We start from the raw sequence: 19028 nt of genomic DNA, 5'->3' as shown, positions 1-19028 counted from the left end.
GGGCTGATCGCATCGGCGCCGACCCGGCCACTAAAGCCTTTAGTCTAGTCCGCGGCGGCGTCAGGCTGCAGGAACTGCAAGTCGCAGAGCCGGCGGTAAAGACCACATCGCTCGTAGAGGTCTTCGTGCCGGCCGGTATCCAGCACCCGGCCCTCGTCAAGCACCACGATTGAATCCGCGCGGCGCACGGTGGCCAGCCGGTGAGCGATGACGAGGGTCGTTCGACCGGCGGCCGCGCGCGCGAGCGCTTCCTGCACCAGCCGTTCGGACTCGGCATCGAGCGACGACGTGGCCTCGTCGAGGATGAGGATGCGCGGGTCGCCCAGGATGGCCCGCGCAATGGCCACGCGCTGGATCTGCCCGCCCGACAGGCGCAATCCACGCTCACCGATGTGCGTGTCGTAGCCATCCTCGGTGTCGGTGATGAAGTCGTGCGCATTGGCAATCGTCGCGGCCTCGATCATTCGTTCGCTTGCGAGGTCGTCACGCCCAAGCCGGATGTTCTGCTCGATCGAGCCGTCGAACAGCACGGTGTCCTGGAACACCACACCAAGGCGCGCCCGAACCGCGGCAGCATCGACACCGGCAATGTCGGTTCCGTCAATGCGGATGCTCCCACCGGTCGGCTCGTAGAACCGGAGTAAGAGGCTGGTGAGCGACGTCTTGCCCGCGCCGCTCGGACCGACCAGCGCAACGGTTTCTCCGGGGTTGGCGCGAAAGCTCACGTCGCGCAGTACCGGCTCGCCGTCGGCATAGGCGAACGACACACGCTCGAAGCGAATCTCTCCGCGTTCACCTAGAGGTCGGGTTGTTGTTGCCGCAGGCATTGGCGCTGGACCGGCGTCGAGGAACGCAAAGACGCGTCGAGCGGCGCCGGCCGCCATCTGCATGCGGGAGAAATCGGAGACGGCGTTGCCTACCGGTGCACCGAGTTGAAGCATGTACTGGCCGGCCGCCACGAGCATTCCCAGTTGCACCGCCCCATCCACCACGGCGCCGGCGAGAACGGCCCAGATTGCGATGTAGATCAGCCAATACACGACATTTGGCGCCCATCGCAGGCTATTGAACAGCGACAGATGGACTTGGGCCCGCCAGAGCCCATCCGCCTCCGTGCCGACACGCTCGCCGGCCCAGGTTTGGCGGTTCGCAGCCTTGATGTCGCGCACTCCCCCGGCCATGTCGGTAAGCACGGCAGACAGCCGCCCGACAGCATCCTGGACGCGCCCGCTGGCTGCCCGCGTGGTGCCGCGAAGCTTCGTCGCCATCAGCGCATGAAGTGGCAGCGAACTGAGCGCAATCACGCCCAGGCGCCAGTCGATGGCAAAGAGGATTGCCAGATACGCCGGCAGACGGAACGCCTGGGCGAACACCAGCGAGACGAAATCCAAAAAGACACCGGCGATCACGGTGGCGTCGGAGCTCAGGTGTGCTGCGATGTCGCCAGTCCGGCGGGCGCGGACTTCGCCGAGCGGCATCCGCTGGGCGTGCCGTAGAACGTCAGCGCGAAGCCTGAGCATCGCGCCCTGGGCGGCGCGCTCGTGGAACCAGTGGCCGACCGTCGCATCGATGGCCGTCACGATGCCAACGGCGCCGATTGCGACCAGCACCGGCACCAGCAAGCCACGGTTCCCTTGCCCAAACACGTCGTCGATGATGAGGTGCAACAGCCATGGGCGAACAATCCAGATCACCGAGTTGCCGAGCGTCGCCCCAATGGCCACCGAGTAATCCCAGCCGCTGGGCCGCATGTAGGCCCACAAGCGTCGCACCAGCTCGCGATCCGAGAGCTCTGCCGTCGCGCGACGCGCGGCCTGGTCGGCTGGCAACGCAGTGCTCATGGGGCGGCCGCCGGCTGCACCATCTGTAGATCGCAAAGATCGCGGTACAAGTCGCACCGCTCGTAGAGCTCGTCATGTCGACCGCGGTCAACGACACGACCGGCGTCGAGCACGACGATCTCGTTAGCCCGACGTACGGTTGCCAGCCGGTGGGCAATCACGATCGTGGTGCGCCCGCCCATGCTTGCCGACATCGCGGCCATCACGGCGCGTTCAGCCTCGGCGTCGAGCGAGGAGGTTGCCTCGTCGAGTACGAGGATTTTGGGGTCGGGCGCGATGGCGCGCGCGATGGCGATCCGTTGCACCTGGCCGCCCGACAAGCCGAGCCCGCGTTCGCCGAGCGTGGTCTCGTAGCCCCCCGGCAGCTCCTCGATGAACTCCGCGGCGCGCGCGATGCGCGCCGCTTCCTTGACGCGCGCGGGGTCGATGTCGCCGCGGCCGAAGCTGATGTTCTCAGCGATCGATCCCGTGAACAGCGCCGGGTCCTGGAACACGACGCCGACGTGGCGCCGCACCTGCGTTGGACCGGCTTCTGCGATGTCGCGCCCGTCAATGGTGATGGAGCCTTCATGGGGACGGACGAAGCCAAGCAGGGCATTGATGGCCGTCGACTTGCCGGCGCCCGTGGGACCGACGAGGGCCGTCAGCTTCCCAGCGGGCACCGTGAAGGACACGCCCTCAAGCACGTTTGGGCCAGACGCGAAGGCCACGCTGACGTCGCGAAACTCAATCTCGCCGCGCGGCACGGATAGCTTTGATGAGGCCTGGTCCGTGGTCGGCTCACTCGATGTGTCGATGAAGCCAAACAGCCGTCCGGCTGCGCCAACGGCGTTCTGAAGTTCTACATACGCGATGGTGAGGGGGAACACCGAGAAGTCCAGCCAGGCAAAGTAGCCAACCATGGCAAGCGCGAAGCCGATGGTGACCGTGCCCTGGAAAATACCGTCGGCCAGCACGGCGAAGATTCCCGCGTGAATCAACCAAAACACGGCATTGAGGGCGTAGGACCAGCCGCGGACGGTCCCCTGGTAGACGCCCGCGCGCAACATCGCATGTAGGCCCAGACGCAGGCGCTGGAGGGACCAGGCCTCCGCATTGAATGCCCGGAGATCCCGGGTGCCGGCGACGAGTTCCGTGGCGAGGCCGCCGAGGTGGCCGGTGGCGTCCTGCATGCGGCGGCTTGCCCGGGCTTGGTGACGCCGGTTCAGCCAGGGCACGAGCATGTAGACAGGAACGATCGCCGCCGCCGCGACCCCAAATCGCCAGTCGAAGACGGCAATTGCCGCGACTACGATGACGAGCTGTATTGCCGACGCGATTCCTTGACCGTATGACTCTTGGTATGCGGTCAGGACGGCCTCCGCGTCCGACGTGAAATGCGTAACGACCTCGCCCCGACGGTGCCGCCGGAAATACGTCAGCGGCAGGCGAAACAAGTGCCGCATGAGATGCGCCCGCAGCACGTTGACGGCGCGGGCGCCCGCGCGCGTGAAGAGATAGCGGCTGAGAATGGAGAGGGCCGCCGTCAACACCGCCAGAATCCCCAGGGCCGCCAGCACCGGCGGCAGCAACTCCAGCTTGCCGGCAATCGCCACGTCGTCGACGAGCGCCTTGGTGAGCAACGGGACCGGAACCTCGGCGCTCACCGCCAGCAAGGAGGCGGCGATGGCGCCCGCCTGCGCACGCCAATGCGGCCGCAAGTAGGCGGCCAGGCGACGGACGGTCGTCGCGGTGCTGGGTGGTGGGGCTTCCATGTGAGTCGCTCAGGCCGCCAGGGCGGTCAAGCAAGACCGCACCAAAAGTCTGCGTCGGCCGTTTTCGCGGCGTGCCCGACACGGCGGAGCGAGAGATTAGCAGATGACGCGGGCTATGCCGTGCCTGTGTCCGGCTCTAGAAACTGCAAGTCGCAGAGCCGCCGGTAGAGATCGCACCGCACGTAGAGCTCCTCATGCCGGCCGATATCGAGCACCCGGCCTTCGTCGAGAACGACGATTGAATCCGCGCGGCGCACGGTGGCCAGCCGGTGGGCGATGACGATGGTCGTACGGCCCGCGGCGGCGCGCTCGAGCGCTTCCTGCGCCAGGCGTTCGGACTCGGCGTCCAGCGCCGACGTGGCCTCGTCGAGAACGAGGATGCGCGGGTCGGCGGCAATGGCGCGGGCAATTGCCACCCGCTGCGCCTGGCCACCCGAAAGCCGCAGGCCGCGTTCGCCGATGCGGGTGGCGTAGCCATGCTCGCTGGCGGTGATGAAGTCGTGCGCGTTGGCAATGACGGCCGCGCGCTCGACCTGCGCATCGGTTAGCTCCTCACGGCCGAAGCGAATGTTCTCGCCGATGCCGCCCTCGAACAGCATGGGGTCCTGGAACACGACTCCGAACGATCCGCGCAGCGCCGCGGGATCAACCGCGCCGGTGTCGTGCCCGTCAACGGTGACGCGACCAGATGCCGGATCGACAAAGCGGAGCAGCAGGTTGATCAGCGTCGTCTTGCCGGCGCCACTCGGTCCCACGACCGCCAGGGTAGTGCCGGGCACCGCGTGGAAGCTGACCTCGCGCAAGACCGGCTGGTCATCGGCGTAGCCGAAGGTGACACGCTCGAAGCGCACCTCACCGTCCCGGATCGGGGGCGACGTGGCCGCGGCCCCGCTTGGCTCTTCAGGCGTGTCCAGGAAGGCGAAGACGCGACGCGCAGCTCCCAGAGCCGTCTGGATCTCGACGTATGAGGACACGATGAGGCGCGACGGCGCTTCGAGCATCAGGAAGTAAAGGCTCAGCGCCATTACGAGTCCCAGCGTGATCTGGCCCTCGACCGCCGGGCGGGCCAGCACGACCCAGATCGCCGCCAAAGAGCCCCAATAGACGACCGACTGGACCAAGGCAACACCTCGCACCACGACCAGGCGCAGGCGTCCCCGCCAGAGGCGGCGCGCCGCGACGCGCAGCCGCCGGCCGGCCCAATCCTCGCGATTGAAGGCCTTGAGGTCGCGGGCGCCGCCAACGAACTCGGTGAGCAGCGCCGACAGATCGGCCATGGCCTCCTGGACGCGCTGGCTGGCGCCTTGCACCCTGCCTTGCATGAGCACCGGCAGGAAGGCGTAGAACGGAATGAGGGCCGCGGCGAGAAGGCCGAAGCGCCAGTCCACCGCGAAAATGATGGCCACCACACCCACCACCCGAAGGCTCGAAAGAGCGCCGTTCGAGAACACCTGCTGGTAGACCCCGCCAATGGCGGTGGCGTCGGAGGTGAAGTGCGCCACCACTTCGCCGGTCCGATACCGACGCAAGCTGATCAAGGGCAGGCGATGCGCGTGGTGCAGGATGCCCGTCCGCAAGAGGTTCATGGCGCGTTCGCCCACGCGGGCATAACCGTACTCGGCGGCGTATCCCAGCCCGGCAACGACCACCTCCAGCGTGAACATGGCGACAAGCACTGGCGCGAGCATCGACTCATTGCCCTGACCGAAGACATCGTCGACCAGCAGCTTGAAGAGCCAGGGACGGGCGAGCACAAACACCGCAGCAGCAGCCGCCGCCGCCGTGGCGAGCACGCCGATTAACCAGAACGGACGGGCATAGCTCAGCAGGCGCCGGAACGTGGACCAGGCGCCCGGGGCCCCGGCGGCCGCACTCGGGGCCATCGCGGCTGCCGGCGCGCTCATGGATTCACCGTGCCGGTGGAAGTCATCTGCAGGTCGCAGAGCTCGCGGTAGAGATCACAACGGCCGTAGAGCTCGTCGTGCCGACCCGTATCCACGACCTTGCCCGCGTCCATTACGACGATGCAGTCGGCGCCGCGCACGGTCGCCAGCCGGTGCGCGATCACCAGAATGGTGCGGTCCTCGGCGGCCCGCTCCAAAGCCGATTGCACTAGCCGTTCAGCCTCGGCGTCGAGCGCTGAGGTGGCCTCGTCGAGGACGATGACGCGTGGGTCGGCGGCGATGGCCCGGGCAGTCGCGATGCGCTGCGCCTGCCCGCCGGAGAGCCGCAAACCACGTTCGCCAATCTGGGTCGCGTAGCCCTGCGGCATGGCGGTGATGAAATCGTGCGCGTTCGCGATGGTGGCCGCCTCGACGACCCGCGCTTCCGAAATGTCGTCGCGGCCAAACCTGATGTTGTCGGCCACCGTGCCCGCGAAGAGCACAGGGTCCTGGAACACGACGCCCACGTGGCGCCGCCACTCGGCCGCGGTGACCGTGGCCAGGTCATGTCGGTCGACGAGGATGCGTCCGCCTTGCGGCTCCAGAAAGCGCAGCAGCAGGTTCGCGATGGTGGTCTTGCCGGAGCCGCTGGGACCGACCAAGGCCGTGGTCCGACCGGCGGGCGCCGTGAAGCTCACGTCTTGGATCACGGGCGTGCCGCTCTCGTAGGCGGCGTTGACGCGCTCGAAGTCGATCTCGCCACGGATGTCCGCCAGGCCGCGCGCGGCGTCCGGTTTCGCCGCCTCCGTGGGCGCGTCGAGGAACGCGAACAGCCGTCCCGCAGCGCCCAGGGCGTGCTGGGTCTCGGCGTAAGCGCCCATCAGCGCGTATGCCGGCCCAATCAAATACGCCATGTACTGGGCCAGCGCGAACACCACGCCAAGCTTCATCTCACCGCCAAGGACGGCCCCAGCCAGGACCGCAAAGATCGCCACCCGAATCAGCTCATTGGTGAGGACGACGAAGAGTCGAGTTTGCCGCAATGCCGCCACACGCAGGCGAGCGCTGAACAGCCGGCGCAGATCGTCTGCCAGACGGCTCGCCGCCCAGCCCTGCCGGCTAAAGGCCCTGATCTCGCGGGCGCCGGCGACCAGCTCGGTGGATAGCCCGCCAAGCGCGGCCATGGCCGTTTGCTGTCGCTCGGCCGCCCGGCGTTGCGGGCGGCCGAGCAGCGCGGGCAGAGTCGCTTGGAGCGGAATGACGCCAAGAGACACCAGGACAAGGCGCCAGTCGATGAGCCCGATCACCAGCAGCATGGCGGCCAGTTCGATCACGGCGGCCGGGCCGGCGCCAAATGCCGCGCGATAGACGCCCGTGACCGCGACGGAGTCGGTGGTGAAGTGGGCCACGACCTCGCCGGTCCGTTGACGACGGAAATAGGAGAGCGGCAGCCGCAGCGTGTGGTCCATCAGGCGCGTGCGGAGGTCGTTGATCGCCTGCTCGCCGGCGGTGGTGAACAGATAGTTGGACCCCAGAAGGAGAGCGGCCGTGGCCACGGCGGCCGCAACCATGCCCGCGGCCGCCGGACCGAGCAGGTCCAGGTTTCCGGCCCCCACGACGTCGTCGATGAGGATCTTGGTGAGCCAGGGGAAGGGTAGGAAAGTGGCCACAACGAGCACCGACGCCAGGATCGCCGCCGCCTGCCAGCGCCAGTGCGGTCTCAAGTAGGCGGCCAGGCGGCCCAGGAGCCAGACGGTGCCGGGCGATTGGGCCGACGCTGCGTCGCTCATCGTGCCTCCCTCATTCGAGAGTGCCACGACCGCCGCCGGGACGCACGCGGTGAGCGCCCGCCTAGGTTTGCAGCCCGTCCGTTGCGACCGGGAAAGCGTCGGCGTTGCGCAGCGTGGCCGCTCGCGCTTCAACTTCAGGTGTCAGCCGGCGATTCGACGCGAATGGCACGGTTACTTCGTGCAGGCCGCCGTGGGAACGGAGGCGAGAGGCGCTCAGGACCGATAGATCGTGTGCGCCGGGCGCTCGACCCAGGACGGATCCGCGGTCGCTGAGGAGGACGACGCTGCCGATGCGGTCGGCCGGCAGTTCATACTTGCTCGCAGCCTCGCTGCGGGGCAGGGCGTCGTCTATGCGCGGGTCGTCGCGCAGACGCGCGATCGCCGCATCCACCTGGTCGGGCGGGAGGTAGACGGTGGCAAACGACCCGAGGCCCGCGTGGTGCGTCACGTGCGGATCGGTGACCGGCAGCACCACCCGGAACGGCCCGGGCACCGCCCCGTCCAGCAGCGTTTCCAGATAGACGATGTTGGGCGTGCCGTCGGGATGGCATTTGTCGTTCATGCCGTGGTCGGCGGTCAGCAGGATCGCGGCCCCGAGCGCGTCGAGCTCGGCGAGGCGGTGGTCGAGCGACGTATAGAAGGCGTCGGCTTCGGGTGATCCGGGCGCGTAGGTGTGCTGCACGAAGTCCGTTAGCGAGAGATAGCACAGGTCGGCCAGGCGCTCCCGCACCAGGTAGACGCCGCAGGCCATGACGAAGTCGCTCATGCGGCCGGAGTAGATGTCGGGATTGTTTTGCCCCATGCGCCGGGTGACTCCCGCGATGCCGTGCTCGGCCTCGTTCGTTGCGTGCGCCAGCTCGCCGGAGAAGCAGATGCCGCGCCAGCCGGTGGCCAGCATGGTGCGCAGCTTGTCCTTGGCCGTGATGGCGGCCACGCGGCGGCCTTCCCGGCCGTATCGGGCGAAGAGCGAGTCGCAGCGCAGAAAGCGCGGGTGATCCATCATTACTTCCACCTCGCGCTTGGCGTCGTAGAAGTAGTTGCCGGAAATGCCGTGCGCGGCGGGCAGCCGGCCGGTGACGATGGTCATGTTGTTGGGGTTCGTGAACGACGGAATCGCCGCTGGGACGAGGTGGTACGCGCCCTCACGCTGAAAGCGTGCGAGCGTGGGCATGCACCCGTGGTCGATGGCCGCGTCCACATACGCCGGGTCGGCGCCGTCGGCGCAGATGACGACGACGGGCGGTTGGGTCTCAGGCAACGGCAGCCTCGCGTTCGGCAGTCGGGTTCAAGGCCAGTCTACGGGCGGCATCAGCCGGCGGTCCCGCCGCCAAGCTGATCTGGGGCACGGGCGCTTCGCGAAGCGCCCCTACACCTGACCACTGCACGGGTGCGACCAGCGTCGTTGCGGTGGAGTTTCTTGGCATGTTCGGGGTTTAACTTCGAGTACGAAGCAGCTTCTTCGCGGCCGCTCGGTGATCCAGCGCTATTCTCGTGGCGCCGGTGGGGTGAACCGTCCTCGATGGAGTGCAGCGATGGAGCCGGTGCCCGAGATTCACGCCGTGTCGCTGCACCTCAAGCGCCTGGAATTCACCGGCTTCACGCTCGTGCCGCAGGCCCTTGCTCCCTCTCACCTCGCACGGGTTCGAAAACGCCTGGACGGGCTCTTCCACGACCACGCCAACGTGCCGACGGCCGTGGAGGACTATCGGCGGACGTCGCTTCCGGGATCGGGATCCATCGACATCAACCGCCTGTTCGAACTAAACCCGGTCTTCGAGGACCTCATGGACCTGCCCACCGTGCTGCCGATCGTCCAAGCCGCGCTGGGACACGACGCGACGCTGTGCTGCGATGCGACGGGGAACCACCGGGCGCCGCGTTCACGGGCGGCGACGCTTTGGCATCGCGACGGTGGACCGTACCTCCGTCTCACTTACTTCCTGGACGACATCACCGAGCACAATGGCGCGACCGCCTTCCTTCCCGGAAGTCACCTGAGCTCGGAGCCGCCGCCGCCGTGGGCCAACCACGATGGCCAGCCGCGCCTGCTTCCCGGAATGGTGCACGCCACCGGACCGGCGGGCGCCTGTCTGCTGAACAACACGAACCTCTGGCACACGAACACGCCGAACGAATCAGACCGGCCGCGCCGGGTGATCTGGCTGCTCTTCAAGCCGTCGCAGGTGGAGTTCGCATCCCACGACGAGATGAAGTCCACCGATGCCTACATCGCAAGCCAGGCAGACCCACGGCGACGCGCCCTGATGGGACTCACGGACTAGCCCAAAGCGGCGGTCCGGGCAGCCGGCGGAGACCAGCCGGCGGCCCGAGCAGGTCCGCTAAGTTGCCAGCACGAAGGTGTTGCTGAGGACGCCGTTGCCTTCGACCTCGACCTCCACCACGTCGCCGTCATTGAGCGGCGTGCTTTCGCCCGAGGTGCCGGTGAAGAAGACATCGCCCGGCTCGACGGTCATGTAGCGCGAGACGAAACTGACCAGCTCGTCGACGCCGTAGAACATCTTGGTGGTTCGGGTGTCCTCGACCACCTCGCCGTTGACGCGCGTGATGAGCTGGAGGTCGCGGTAGTCGAGGCCGGGGGTGATCCACGGACCGAAGGGCGAGAACGTGTCCGTGCCCTTGCCGCGAAACCAATCACTGTCGGCGCCGACCCACTCATAGGCGCTGACGTCATTGGCGCAGCACACGCCAAGGATGTAGTCCGAGACCTCGTCTTCGGCAATGTGACGGCCGCGCTTGCTGATGACGACGGCCATTTCGCCTTCATAGGACACCGGCGTCTCGCGCGGCATGACGACGTTGGCGCCGGGGTCGGTGACGGAGGTGCTGGGCGCCAGGAACGGCTTAGGTCGTGGCGGCTTGGGCGCGCCGGCCATGTGGCTCTCGTAGTTGCCGGCGGCGTTGATGACCTTTGACGGCGCGGTCGGAGACTTGAGCGTAACCGCGTCGAGCGCCACCACCGCGCCGGTGCGCTGGCGGTCGCCGAAGAAGTCGCCCTCGATCTCGGAAATCGAGCCGTCTTCCAGGATGCCGTGCCGGATGCTGCCGTCGAGTTCGTAGCGCACCAAGTGCATGTCGCCAGGTTCCTTCATCGCGCCGCGCCGTCAGCCGGCGCGGGAAACAGTGCCGCGATTATCCATGATGCCGGTGATCGAGGCGGCAATCCGGGGCGCGTCACAATCGCCGGAATACGCCGAAGAGCCGGCGGTCGAGTGACCGCCGGCTCTTCGCTGTCCGCGAGTGCCGCTGCTCGGGGCAGGGGCATCGCGGTGGGCGCTACCGCTCTTCCCAGTACGGGTCGATCCACACCAGGTTGATCGGCGACCGCACGGGAATGGCGTAGTTCTGCATCCAGAACGCGCCCTTCACCCGGCGGTGGTACAGGTTCAGCAGCGACCCGCGCGAGAACTGGCCGTAGACCATCTCACCGCGCGCGTGCAACCGCGTTGCCATCTCCAGCCACACTTCGCGCCGCTCTTCGGCGTTAGCCGCGCCGAGGACCGCCGCGTAGGCCTCGTCGATCCACGGCCGGTTGATGTTCGAGTGGTTCCAGCCACCCAGCTCATACAGCCGGTCGCTGCAGATCCGCAGGCACGCGTCCACGGGGTTCTGGTCGCCGCCCATGTTGGCGAACACCAGATCGTGCACCCGCTCCTGGTAGAGCTTCTCGATCACGGCGGAGCCGTCGATGATCAGGAACTCGGTCTGGATTCCGACCTCGTCCCAGTAGGCCTTGATCGCCAGATCACGCGGCGCCGGCGCTCGCCAGCGCATCCACTTGATGACCTTGTTGTTGTCCCAGTTCGCCTCCGCCAGCAACTCACGTGCGGCGTCCGGGTTGTAGGACAGGTCGCGGAAGGTGCCGTCGGGCGGATCCGACAGCAGCGCCACGTGCTCGAAGATGTAGTCCGAGATGAACCGCGTGCCGCCGTGCAGCTCGTTGTTCAACTGCTCGCGGTCCACTGCCAGCACCATGGCCTCGATCAGCAACGACTGCTGCTCGAGGGTCATGTCGTCGAAGATTTCCGCCGTCTGGTTGAGGAACACGCCGGACGCGAACGGTGAGCGCTGCGGGAACGGCCGCAGGTGCGCCTGGGCCGCCAGTCGCGAGAAGGCCTCGATGCCGCCCGCCGCACGGTGGAAGTCGATCGGGTTTGGCTGCTCGTTCGCCTCGGTGGCCGCGTCCAGCGCCGCGCCGTCGCCGTAGCGCACGACGTAGTCGTCCACATACGGCGCGCCGTAGGCCCAGTCCTTGTTCGCCGTGAGGTCGGCGAACTGCTGGGTGACGTAGCGCTCGAAGATCATCGGACCGTTGCCCAAGAGGTCAACGGCTCGCGCTTCCGTCGCGATCGCCTTGTCCAGACCCGCGAAGTGGTGCCGCGGCATCGCAAAGACCTTGCTGCCGGACGCCCACCAGTTGTTGTCGGGCCTCTCAATCGCGATCTGGACCGTCATCTCGTCGATCTTGGTCACGCCCGAGGCGTCCGTGATGCTCTCGGTCGGGTTCTCCGCCCAAGCCTTGACACCCTCGATGTCGCCCCAGGCCGTCTTGTGCTTGTTGTTGTTGTAGGCCGGGTCAAACGCCATCTCCATGCCGAACAGGATGTCGTCGGCGTCGACCACCCGCGTTCGGTCGTGCCACCAGATGTCCGGGTTGAGATGGAAGATGTAGGACCGGTCCTGCTCAACTTCCTCCCAGCTGTTGGCCAGAGCCGCGTCCCAGTTACCCGTCATCTGCGGCGTCTCGCCCATGCCCCAGGTGTCGCCAATCCACAGCGGCTCATAGACGTAGCCAAACACGAATCCCTGCGTGCTGCTGACGGCCCGCAGCGGAGTAAAGATGTCCTGCGTGTTGGCGCGGCTGGCGCTGAGCGTCAGCGTGCCGCCGCTGAGCGGCCCCTCCGGGATCATCATCTCGGCCGTGACTTCCTTGATGACCTCGACTTCCTTCGTGACGAGGACTTCCTTGACGACTTCCTTCGGAACTTCCTTGATGACTTCGACTTCCTTGACGACTTCCTTCGGGACTTCCTTGACGACTTCGACTTCCTTGACGACTTCCTTGATCACTTCCTGCGTCACGATCTTTTCGACCGCGACTTCCTTGACGACTTCCTTCGTGACCACGGACTCGACCGGGACCTCCTTCACCACTTCCCTGGTGACGACGGTCTCAACCGGGACCTCGCGGATCACTTCCTGCGTGACGATTTTTTCGACGACTTGCGCCTCGCCACACGCGGCCAGCACGGCCGCGCCGGCGGCCCCGAATAGGCCGGCGGACGCCCCGCGCAACAGATTCCGACGGGTCATGACCCGTCCTGCAACATGCTTCATGCAAACCTCCCCTGCCGCCGACTTGGCGGCGGCGCACCGCTAGGCGGATGTTCCGCGGCGCCTGTATCGGGGCGGCGCGCCTTGCATCATCCCGGCCACGCCGCGGGGCAAAAGCCTAACCCAAACCAAGAGAGGCGCGCGAATGGATCCGTTTTTCCTCGGCCGGGCGGCCTGGACCACATGAGCCCGAACCGCAGGCGTCGACGTGGCACGGCCCCGTGTCCGGAAACGGCCCTCGTGGATGCGGCGACCGCACCAGGAGGCGTCGCCGATGATGACGCGCGCGTCTGTGGGTCGCGAAGCGGCCAGCTGCCGGCACGTGCATGGGGCACCCTGTACTTGCGAGACGCCGAAGAGCCGGCGGTCAAATGACCGCCGGCTCCTCGATCTGGGCTCATGCCGCCGCGCGGTGCGGCGGCATCGCGGTAGGCGCTACCGTTCTTCCCAGTAGTCGTCCAGCCACACCCGCTCGATCGGCGAGTGCACCGGCATGGCGTAGAACTGCATGTAGAACGCGCCCTGCAGACGCCTGTGATACAGGTTCCGCAGCGAGCCTCGCCATAGCAGCCCGGCCACCATGTTGCCCTTGGAGTGGAGTCGCGTCGCGAATTCGATCCATCGCTCGCGCAGCGCCTCGTTGTTCTCCGCCGCGAACATGTCGGCGTACGCCTCGTCGATCCACGGGCGGTTGATGTTCGAGTGGTTCCAGCCACCGAGCTCGTACACCCGGTCGCTGCACACGCGCAGGCACGCGTCCACCACCGACTGGTCGCCGCCCATGTTGGCGAGGACCAGGTCGTGGACCCGCTCCTGGTACAGCTTCTCGATCACCGCCGAGCCATCGACCAGGAAGAACTCAACCTTGATGCCCACCTGCTCCCAGTAGTTCTTCAGCGCCAGGTCCGTCGGCGACGGCGGCCCCCACTTGATCCACTGAATCTCCTTCTCGGAGTCCCACTGGGCCTCCTCGACCAGAGCGCGCGCCGCGTCCGGGTCGTAGGGCAGGGCGCGGAAGGTGCCCTCGGGCGGATCCTGCATCAGCGCCACGTGCTCGAAGATGTAGTCCGAGATGAACAGCGTGCCCGCGTGGAGCTCGTTGTTGATCGTGTCCCGGTCCACCGCCCGCACCATGGCCTCGATCATCAGCGACTGCTGCTCGAGGGTCATGTCCGAGAAGATCTCGGCGGTCTGGTTGAAGAACACGTGCCCGCCGAATGGCGAGCGCTGCGGGAACGGCCGCAGGTGCGCCAACGACGCGAGGCGCTGGAAGGCCTCGATATTGCTCCCGCGGTGGAAGTCCTGCTCGCCAGCCTCCATGGCCGCGTCCAAGGCGGTCCGGTCACCGTAGCGCACGACGTAGTCGTCCACGTACGGCGCGCCGTAGGCGAAGTCCTTGTTCCCCGCCATGTCGGCGAACTGCTGGGAGACGTAGCGGTTCCAAATCATCGGGCCGTTGCCCAGAAGGTGCGTGGCGCGCGTCTCGAGCGCTGTCGCCGGTTCCAGACCAGCGTAGTGGTGCTGGGCCATCGGCGGCAGGTGCCAGTCGCGGCTCGCCCACCAGGCGGAATCGGGCCGGTCGATTGAGACCTGCACGGTCATCTCGTCCAGCTTCGCCAGACCGGGAACGTCCTCCACGTTGTCCGTGGGGTTCTCGCCCCAGGCCTCGGCGCCCTCGATTCGGCCCCAGGCCTTTTTGTGCATGCCCGAGCCGTAGTTCTTGTCCAGGCCCAACTTGGCGCCGAACAACACGTCGTCCGCCGTCACCGGCAGGCCGTCGTGCCACTTGACGTCCGGATTGATGTGGAAGTTGTAGACGCGGCCTCGCTCGACCTCGTCCCAGCGGTTGGCCACAGCCACGTCCCATTCGCCCGTCATGGCCGGCGTGTCACCCGGGCCCCAGGTGTCGCCATACCACAACGGCAGGAACACGTAGTCGGTGATGTAGGCCTGCGAGCTGCTGACCTGCTTGAGCGGGTTGAAGATGTCCTGGGTGTTGCCGCCGCCGGCGCTGTGCCGCAGCGTGCCGCCGCTGAGCGGGCCCTCCGGAATCATCATCTCCGCGGTCACGATCTTCTCGACGACGACTTCCTTGGTCACGACCTTCTCGACCACGACTTCCTTCGGAACTTCCTTGATGACTTCGACTTCCTTGACGACTTCCTTCGGGACTTCCTTGACGACTTCGACTTCCTTGACGACTTCCTTGATCACTTCCTGCGTCACGATCTTTTCGACCGCGACTTCCTTGACGACTTCCTTCGTGACCACGGACTCGACCGGGACCTCCTTCACCACTTCCCTGGTGACGACGGTCTCAACCGGAACCTCTTTGATCACTTCCTGCGTGACGATTTTTTCGACGACCTGCGCCTCGCCACATGCGGCCAGCACCGCCGCGCCGGCCGCTCCGACGAGGCCAGCGGACGCACCGCGCAACAGATTCCGACGGGTCATGACCCGTCCCGCAACATCCTTCATGCCAGCCTCCCCTGCCGCCGTCCTGGCGGCGGCGCACCGCTAGGCGAACGCTCCGCGGCGAAAGGTATCGGGGCGGCGCGCCTTGCATCTTCCCGGCCACGCCGCGGGGCGAGAGATTAACCGAATCAACTATGGGCGGGCAAATTTTCTTCACCGGAAATGACGCGCGTGTCGGTGGCTATCCCCCGACTCTTTCGGTCCCCGGCGCGTCCGTGGGAAGCCGCACATCGCCAAGACGCCGACGAGCCGGCGGTCGAATGACCGCCGGCTCTTCGCTGTCCGCGGGTGCCGCTGCTCAGGGCAGGGGCATCGCGGTGAGCGCTACCGCTCTTCCCAGTACGGGTCGATCCACACCTGGTTGATCGGGGACCGAACCGGAATGGCGTAGTGCTGCATCCAGAAGGCGCCCTGGACTCGGCGGTGGTACAGGTTCAGCAGCGAACCGCGCCACAGCAGACCGGCCACCATGTTGCCCTTGGAGTGCAACCGGGCGGCCAGCTCCAGCCAGACTTCGCGCTTCTCTTCCTGTGACTCAGCCGCGAACACCGCCGCGTACATCTCGTCGATCCACGGGCGGTTGATGTTCGAGTGGTTCCACCCACCGAGCTCGTACACCTTGTCACTGCACACGCGCAGGCACGCGTCCAAGGCGTTCTGGCCGCCGCCCATGTTCGCCATGACCATGTCGTGCACGCGCTCTTGGTACAGCTTCTCGATCACGGCTGAACCGTCGACCAGCAGGAACTCGGTCTTGACGCCAACCTGGGCCCAGTAGTCCTTGAGCGCCAGGTCCGCGGCAGACGGCGGTCCCCACTTGATCCACTTGATCTCCTTCTCCGAGTCCCACTGGGCCTCTTCGAGCAGGGCCCGGGCCTCGTCGGGGTCGTAGGACAGGTCGCGGAAGGTGCCTTCCGGCGGGTCCTGCAACAGCGCGATGTGCTCGAAGATGTAGTCGGAGATGAACAGCGTGCCGCCGTACAGCTCGTTGTTCATCGTCTCGCGGTCGACCGCGCGCACCATGGCCTCGATCACCAGCGATTGCTGCTCGAGGGTCATGTCCGCAAAGATCTCGGCGGTCTGGTTGAAGAACACGTGCCCGCCGAACGGCGAGCGCTGCGGGAACGGCCGCAGGTGCGGCTGTGCCGCCAGCCGCGCGAAGGCCTCGGTCCGTGAGCCGCCAGCCGCGCGATGGAAGTCGATCGGGTTGGGCTGCTCGTTGGCCTCGGTGGCCGCGTTCAGCGCCTCGCCGTCGCCGTAGCGCACGATGTAGTCATCCACATACGGCGCGCCGTAGGCGTAGCTCTTGTTCGCCGTCAAGTCGGCGAACTGCTGGGTGACGTAGCGCTCCCAGATCATCGGGCCGTTGCCGAGCAGGCTCGTGGCCCGCGCCTCGGTCGCGATCGCCTTGTCCAGGCCCGCGTAGTGGTGGCGCGCCATGGGGAAGATCTTGCTCCCCGCCGCCCACCAGTCCGGGTCCTCTTTCTCGAGCGCAACCTGGATCGTCATCTCGTCGATGACGGAGATGCCCTCGATGTCCTCGGCGCTGTCGGTCGGGTTGTCGCCCCAGGCCCTGGCGCCGGCGATGTCGCCCCAATCCTGCTTGTGCTTGTTGTTGTTGTAGTTCGTGTCGAACGCCATCTCGATGCCGAACAGCACGTCGCTGACGGTCAACGGTGCGCCGTCATGCCAGCCCACGTCGGGATTGAGCGTGAAGTTGTAGACGCGGTTGCGCTCGACCTCTTCCCAGCCGTTGGCCACGCCCGGCGCCCACTGACCGGTCATCGCCGGCGTCTCGCCCATGCCCCACGTGTCGCCATACCACAGGGGCATGAAGACGTAGTCAGTGACGAAGGCCTGCGTGCTGCTGACCTGGCGCAACTGCGTGAAGATGTCCTGGGTGTTGGCGCGGCTGGCGCTCAGCGTCAGCACTTCGCCGCTGAGCGGACCCTCCGGGATCATCATCTCGGCCGTGACTTCCTTGATGACCTCGACTTCCTTCGTGACGAGGACTTCCTTGACGACTTCCTTCGGAACTTCCTTGATGACTTCGACTTCCTTGACGACTTCCTTCGGGACTTCCTTGACGACTTCGACTTCCTTGACGACTTCCTTGATCACTTCCTGCGTCACGATCTTTTCGACCGCGACTTCCTTGACGACTTCCTTCGTGACCACGGACTCGACCGGGACCTCCTTCACCACTTCCCTGGTGACGACGGTCTCAACCGGGACCTCGCGGATCACTTCCTGCGTGACGATTTTTTCGACGACTTGCGCCTCGCCACACGCGGCCAGCACGGCCGCGCCGGCGGCCCCGAATAGGCCGGCGGACGCACCGCGCAACAGATTGCGGCGGGTCATGACACGCCCCGCAACATGCTTCATACAAACCTCCCCTTGCCACCGACATGGCGGTACCACCGCTCCGCGGACCACCCGCGGCGGCGGCTTTCCAGCGGCGCATTATCCATACATTTGGGCAACGCCGCGACCGGTGAGAATACCCGAAGTCACGGCAGCCCTTCTACATCAGCCGTCCATGGGCGAGAAGGCCCGATGCGGAAGACGGCGGGCCGCCGCACGGCGCCCGACCTCGCGCCGCCTGCTAGAACCGGCCTTGGTGGATGCGTCTGAGACCGGACCAGAAGGCGTCGTCGCCGGTGACGCGCGCGTCGGTGTAGATCCCAAAACCGTCGGATCCCGACGCGACCATGGCCCGAGCGGCGGCGACGATTCGCTCGACGAGGACCGACACGGGCTCATTCGCGGGCGCGTTCGACGCAATCGCCGTGGCACACACCCGACATCGATTGCCAACCACGCCGCGCACGGTGGCCACCTCGCGCTCGATGCGATCGATATCGGCGAGCCAGGAGCCCGCCTCGCTTGATGGGTCGCTTGGCGGATAGAGCGGGTCGTTGAGAAAGAAGCGCGGATTGATTGCGTCGACCAGGCCCTCCTCGACCCACGCCGGCCAGTCCAGGCCGAGCTTGTAGGCCTCGTCGGGTCGGGCCCATATGCCCTCGGTGGCCGCCGCGACCTCCACCGGCCGCCCCAAGGCTTCGAGGTCGCGGCGCAGCTCCCGAAAGAATTGCGTCACATATTCCGCCCGCAGCCGCGCCCAGGCCGGGTCGTCCGCGGGCCGCGATCGCGGATCCACGCCAAACCGCCGGCGGTACTCGGCAAGCGCCGGGTCGTCGTATCCCAACGGCCACACGCTCTCGCCGGCCGCAAGCACGGGCAGGAACTCCAGCTGCACCCCGTCGGCCCCGAAGTCCCGGGCGAAGGCCACCAGCTCGCGGCGCGCATAGGCCCGCACTTCGGGGTGCGCCAGAGCTAGATAGCCCACGTCGTAGCCCAGCACCGGCTCACCGACGTCCCAGTCGAGCCAGCTACGGCCGTCACGGGCCTTGGACATGAATTCGGGGTGCTCGACGGCAAATCGCGGCACTCGACCAACAGGTTCAATGACGCGCGGCACCTGGTGGCGCGATCCCGCCCAGACGCCGGCAAGGCCGAGAATGCTGTAGGCATCGACTCGCAGGCCGGCCGCGTGGGCCTCGTCGATGCGGCGCTTGAGCAGCGCCGCGCTAGGTTCAGTCGGCTCCGGCGCACCAAATTCGATGCGGTCCGAACCGGGCGGACGCTCACAGGCGACCCAGGCGTGGCCGTTCAGCACGCCCTGGGCGTAGTAGGCAAGCTTCCGTACGCCGGCTGCGGCGCACGTGGACGCCGCGGCACCAGGATCCACAAATTCGATGTCGACCATGGGGGCGCACGCTAGCACGCTGCCTCGTGGCGCCACATCCTCCCAGTTGAGATCGTCGGGCGCCCGGGTTCAGCCGATAGCGTGAGGCTCAGCCTTGCGCCGCTCCGCGGAGGTACGGCCACCGGGACCTAGGCCGCAAGTACCCCCGCGTGGCACGC

Annotated in this window: 11 protein-coding genes; 1 reads left to right on the top strand and 10 read right to left on the bottom strand. The window is 66.7% G+C overall.

Annotated features, from left to right (window positions below; translation table 11 throughout):
• Positions 1 to 44: 44 nt before the first annotated feature.
• From OXG33_10520 to phnA, 5 genes are all read right to left on the bottom strand, one after another.
• Positions 45 to 1841, bottom strand: a complete 1797-nt coding sequence (locus OXG33_10520; GenBank protein ID MCY4114356.1) for an ABC transporter ATP-binding protein — start codon at positions 1839 to 1841, stop codon at positions 45 to 47.
• Positions 1838 to 3595 carry an ABC transporter ATP-binding protein gene (locus OXG33_10515; protein ID MCY4114355.1) on the bottom strand — a complete coding sequence of 586 codons (1758 nt, stop codon included), beginning with the start codon at positions 3593 to 3595 and terminating at the stop codon, positions 1838 to 1840. Before OXG33_10515 ends, OXG33_10520 begins: the two co-directional genes overlap by 4 nt.
• Before the next feature lie 113 nt (positions 3596 to 3708).
• The gene (locus OXG33_10510) at positions 3709 to 5499 is read right to left on the bottom strand and encodes an ABC transporter ATP-binding protein (GenBank protein ID MCY4114354.1); all 1791 of its coding nucleotides are present in this window, start codon (positions 5497 to 5499) and stop codon (positions 3709 to 3711) included.
• Positions 5496 to 7268: an ABC transporter ATP-binding protein gene (locus OXG33_10505; GenBank protein ID MCY4114353.1), complete on the bottom strand. Its 1773-nt coding sequence runs from the start codon at positions 7266 to 7268 to the stop codon at positions 5496 to 5498. The genes OXG33_10510 and OXG33_10505 overlap by 4 nt, the downstream gene beginning before the upstream one ends.
• A gap of 61 nt (positions 7269 to 7329) precedes the next feature.
• Positions 7330 to 8526, bottom strand: coding sequence for a phosphonoacetate hydrolase (gene phnA, locus OXG33_10500; GenBank protein ID MCY4114352.1), 1197 nt, complete (start codon positions 8524 to 8526; stop codon positions 7330 to 7332).
• A gap of 274 nt (positions 8527 to 8800) precedes the next feature.
• Here phnA and OXG33_10495 point away from each other — a divergent pair, with 274 nt between their 5' ends.
• Positions 8801 to 9550: a phytanoyl-CoA dioxygenase family protein gene (locus OXG33_10495; protein MCY4114351.1), complete on the top strand. Its 750-nt coding sequence runs from the start codon at positions 8801 to 8803 to the stop codon at positions 9548 to 9550.
• Between the two features lie 57 nt (positions 9551 to 9607).
• On the opposite strand, the gene OXG33_10490 is transcribed toward OXG33_10495, so the two are convergent.
• From OXG33_10490 to OXG33_10470, 5 genes are all read right to left on the bottom strand, one after another.
• Positions 9608 to 10378, bottom strand: a complete 771-nt coding sequence (locus OXG33_10490) for a fumarylacetoacetate hydrolase family protein (protein ID MCY4114350.1) — start codon at positions 10376 to 10378, stop codon at positions 9608 to 9610.
• Positions 10379 to 10562: 184 nt separating this feature from the next.
• Positions 10563 to 12623, bottom strand: a complete 2061-nt coding sequence (locus OXG33_10485; GenBank protein MCY4114349.1) for an ABC transporter substrate-binding protein — start codon at positions 12621 to 12623, stop codon at positions 10563 to 10565.
• A gap of 432 nt (positions 12624 to 13055) precedes the next feature.
• Entirely contained in the window at positions 13056 to 15101 is a 2046-nt protein-coding gene (locus OXG33_10480; protein ID MCY4114348.1) for an ABC transporter substrate-binding protein, read from the bottom strand.
• Positions 15102 to 15422: 321 nt separating this feature from the next.
• On the bottom strand, positions 15423 to 17462 hold the full coding sequence (locus tag OXG33_10475) for an ABC transporter substrate-binding protein (protein ID MCY4114347.1): 2040 nt from the start codon (positions 17460 to 17462) through the stop codon (positions 15423 to 15425).
• Positions 17463 to 17706: 244 nt separating this feature from the next.
• Complete coding sequence (locus OXG33_10470) at positions 17707 to 18870, bottom strand: family 10 glycosylhydrolase (GenBank protein ID MCY4114346.1); 1164 nt, start codon at positions 18868 to 18870, stop codon at positions 17707 to 17709.
• Between the last annotated feature and the right edge of the window lie 158 nt (positions 18871 to 19028).

Source organism: Chloroflexota bacterium (genome assembly GCA_026708035.1).
In the GTDB taxonomy this organism is placed as follows: Bacteria; Chloroflexota; UBA11872; order UBA11872; family UBA11872; genus JAJECS01.
This window is presented reverse-complemented; position numbering and strand designations above follow the sequence as displayed.

What these genes read in the sequence shown, in the direction of transcription:
- OXG33_10490 (MCY4114350.1), bottom strand. Translation starts at nt 10,378, where the DNA reads ATGAAGGAACCTGGCGACATGCACTTGGTGCGCTACGAACTCGACGGC.
- OXG33_10510 (MCY4114354.1), bottom strand. Translation starts at nt 5,499, where the DNA reads ATGAGCGCGCCGGCAGCCGCGATGGCCCCGAGTGCGGCCGCCGGGGCC.
- OXG33_10515 (MCY4114355.1), bottom strand. Translation starts at nt 3,595, where the DNA reads ATGGAAGCCCCACCACCCAGCACCGCGACGACCGTCCGTCGCCTGGCC.
- OXG33_10480 (MCY4114348.1), bottom strand. Translation starts at nt 15,101, where the DNA reads ATGAAGGATGTTGCGGGACGGGTCATGACCCGTCGGAATCTGTTGCGC.
- OXG33_10475 (MCY4114347.1), bottom strand. Translation starts at nt 17,462, where the DNA reads ATGACCCGCCGCAATCTGTTGCGCGGTGCGTCCGCCGGCCTATTCGGG.
- OXG33_10520 (MCY4114356.1), bottom strand. Translation starts at nt 1,841, where the DNA reads ATGAGCACTGCGTTGCCAGCCGACCAGGCCGCGCGTCGCGCGACGGCA.
- OXG33_10495 (MCY4114351.1), top strand. Translation starts at nt 8,801, where the DNA reads ATGGAGCCGGTGCCCGAGATTCACGCCGTGTCGCTGCACCTCAAGCGC.
- OXG33_10485 (MCY4114349.1), bottom strand. Translation starts at nt 12,623, where the DNA reads ATGAAGCATGTTGCAGGACGGGTCATGACCCGTCGGAATCTGTTGCGC.
- OXG33_10470 (MCY4114346.1), bottom strand. Translation starts at nt 18,870, where the DNA reads ATGGTCGACATCGAATTTGTGGATCCTGGTGCCGCGGCGTCCACGTGC.
- OXG33_10505 (MCY4114353.1), bottom strand. Translation starts at nt 7,268, where the DNA reads ATGAGCGACGCAGCGTCGGCCCAATCGCCCGGCACCGTCTGGCTCCTG.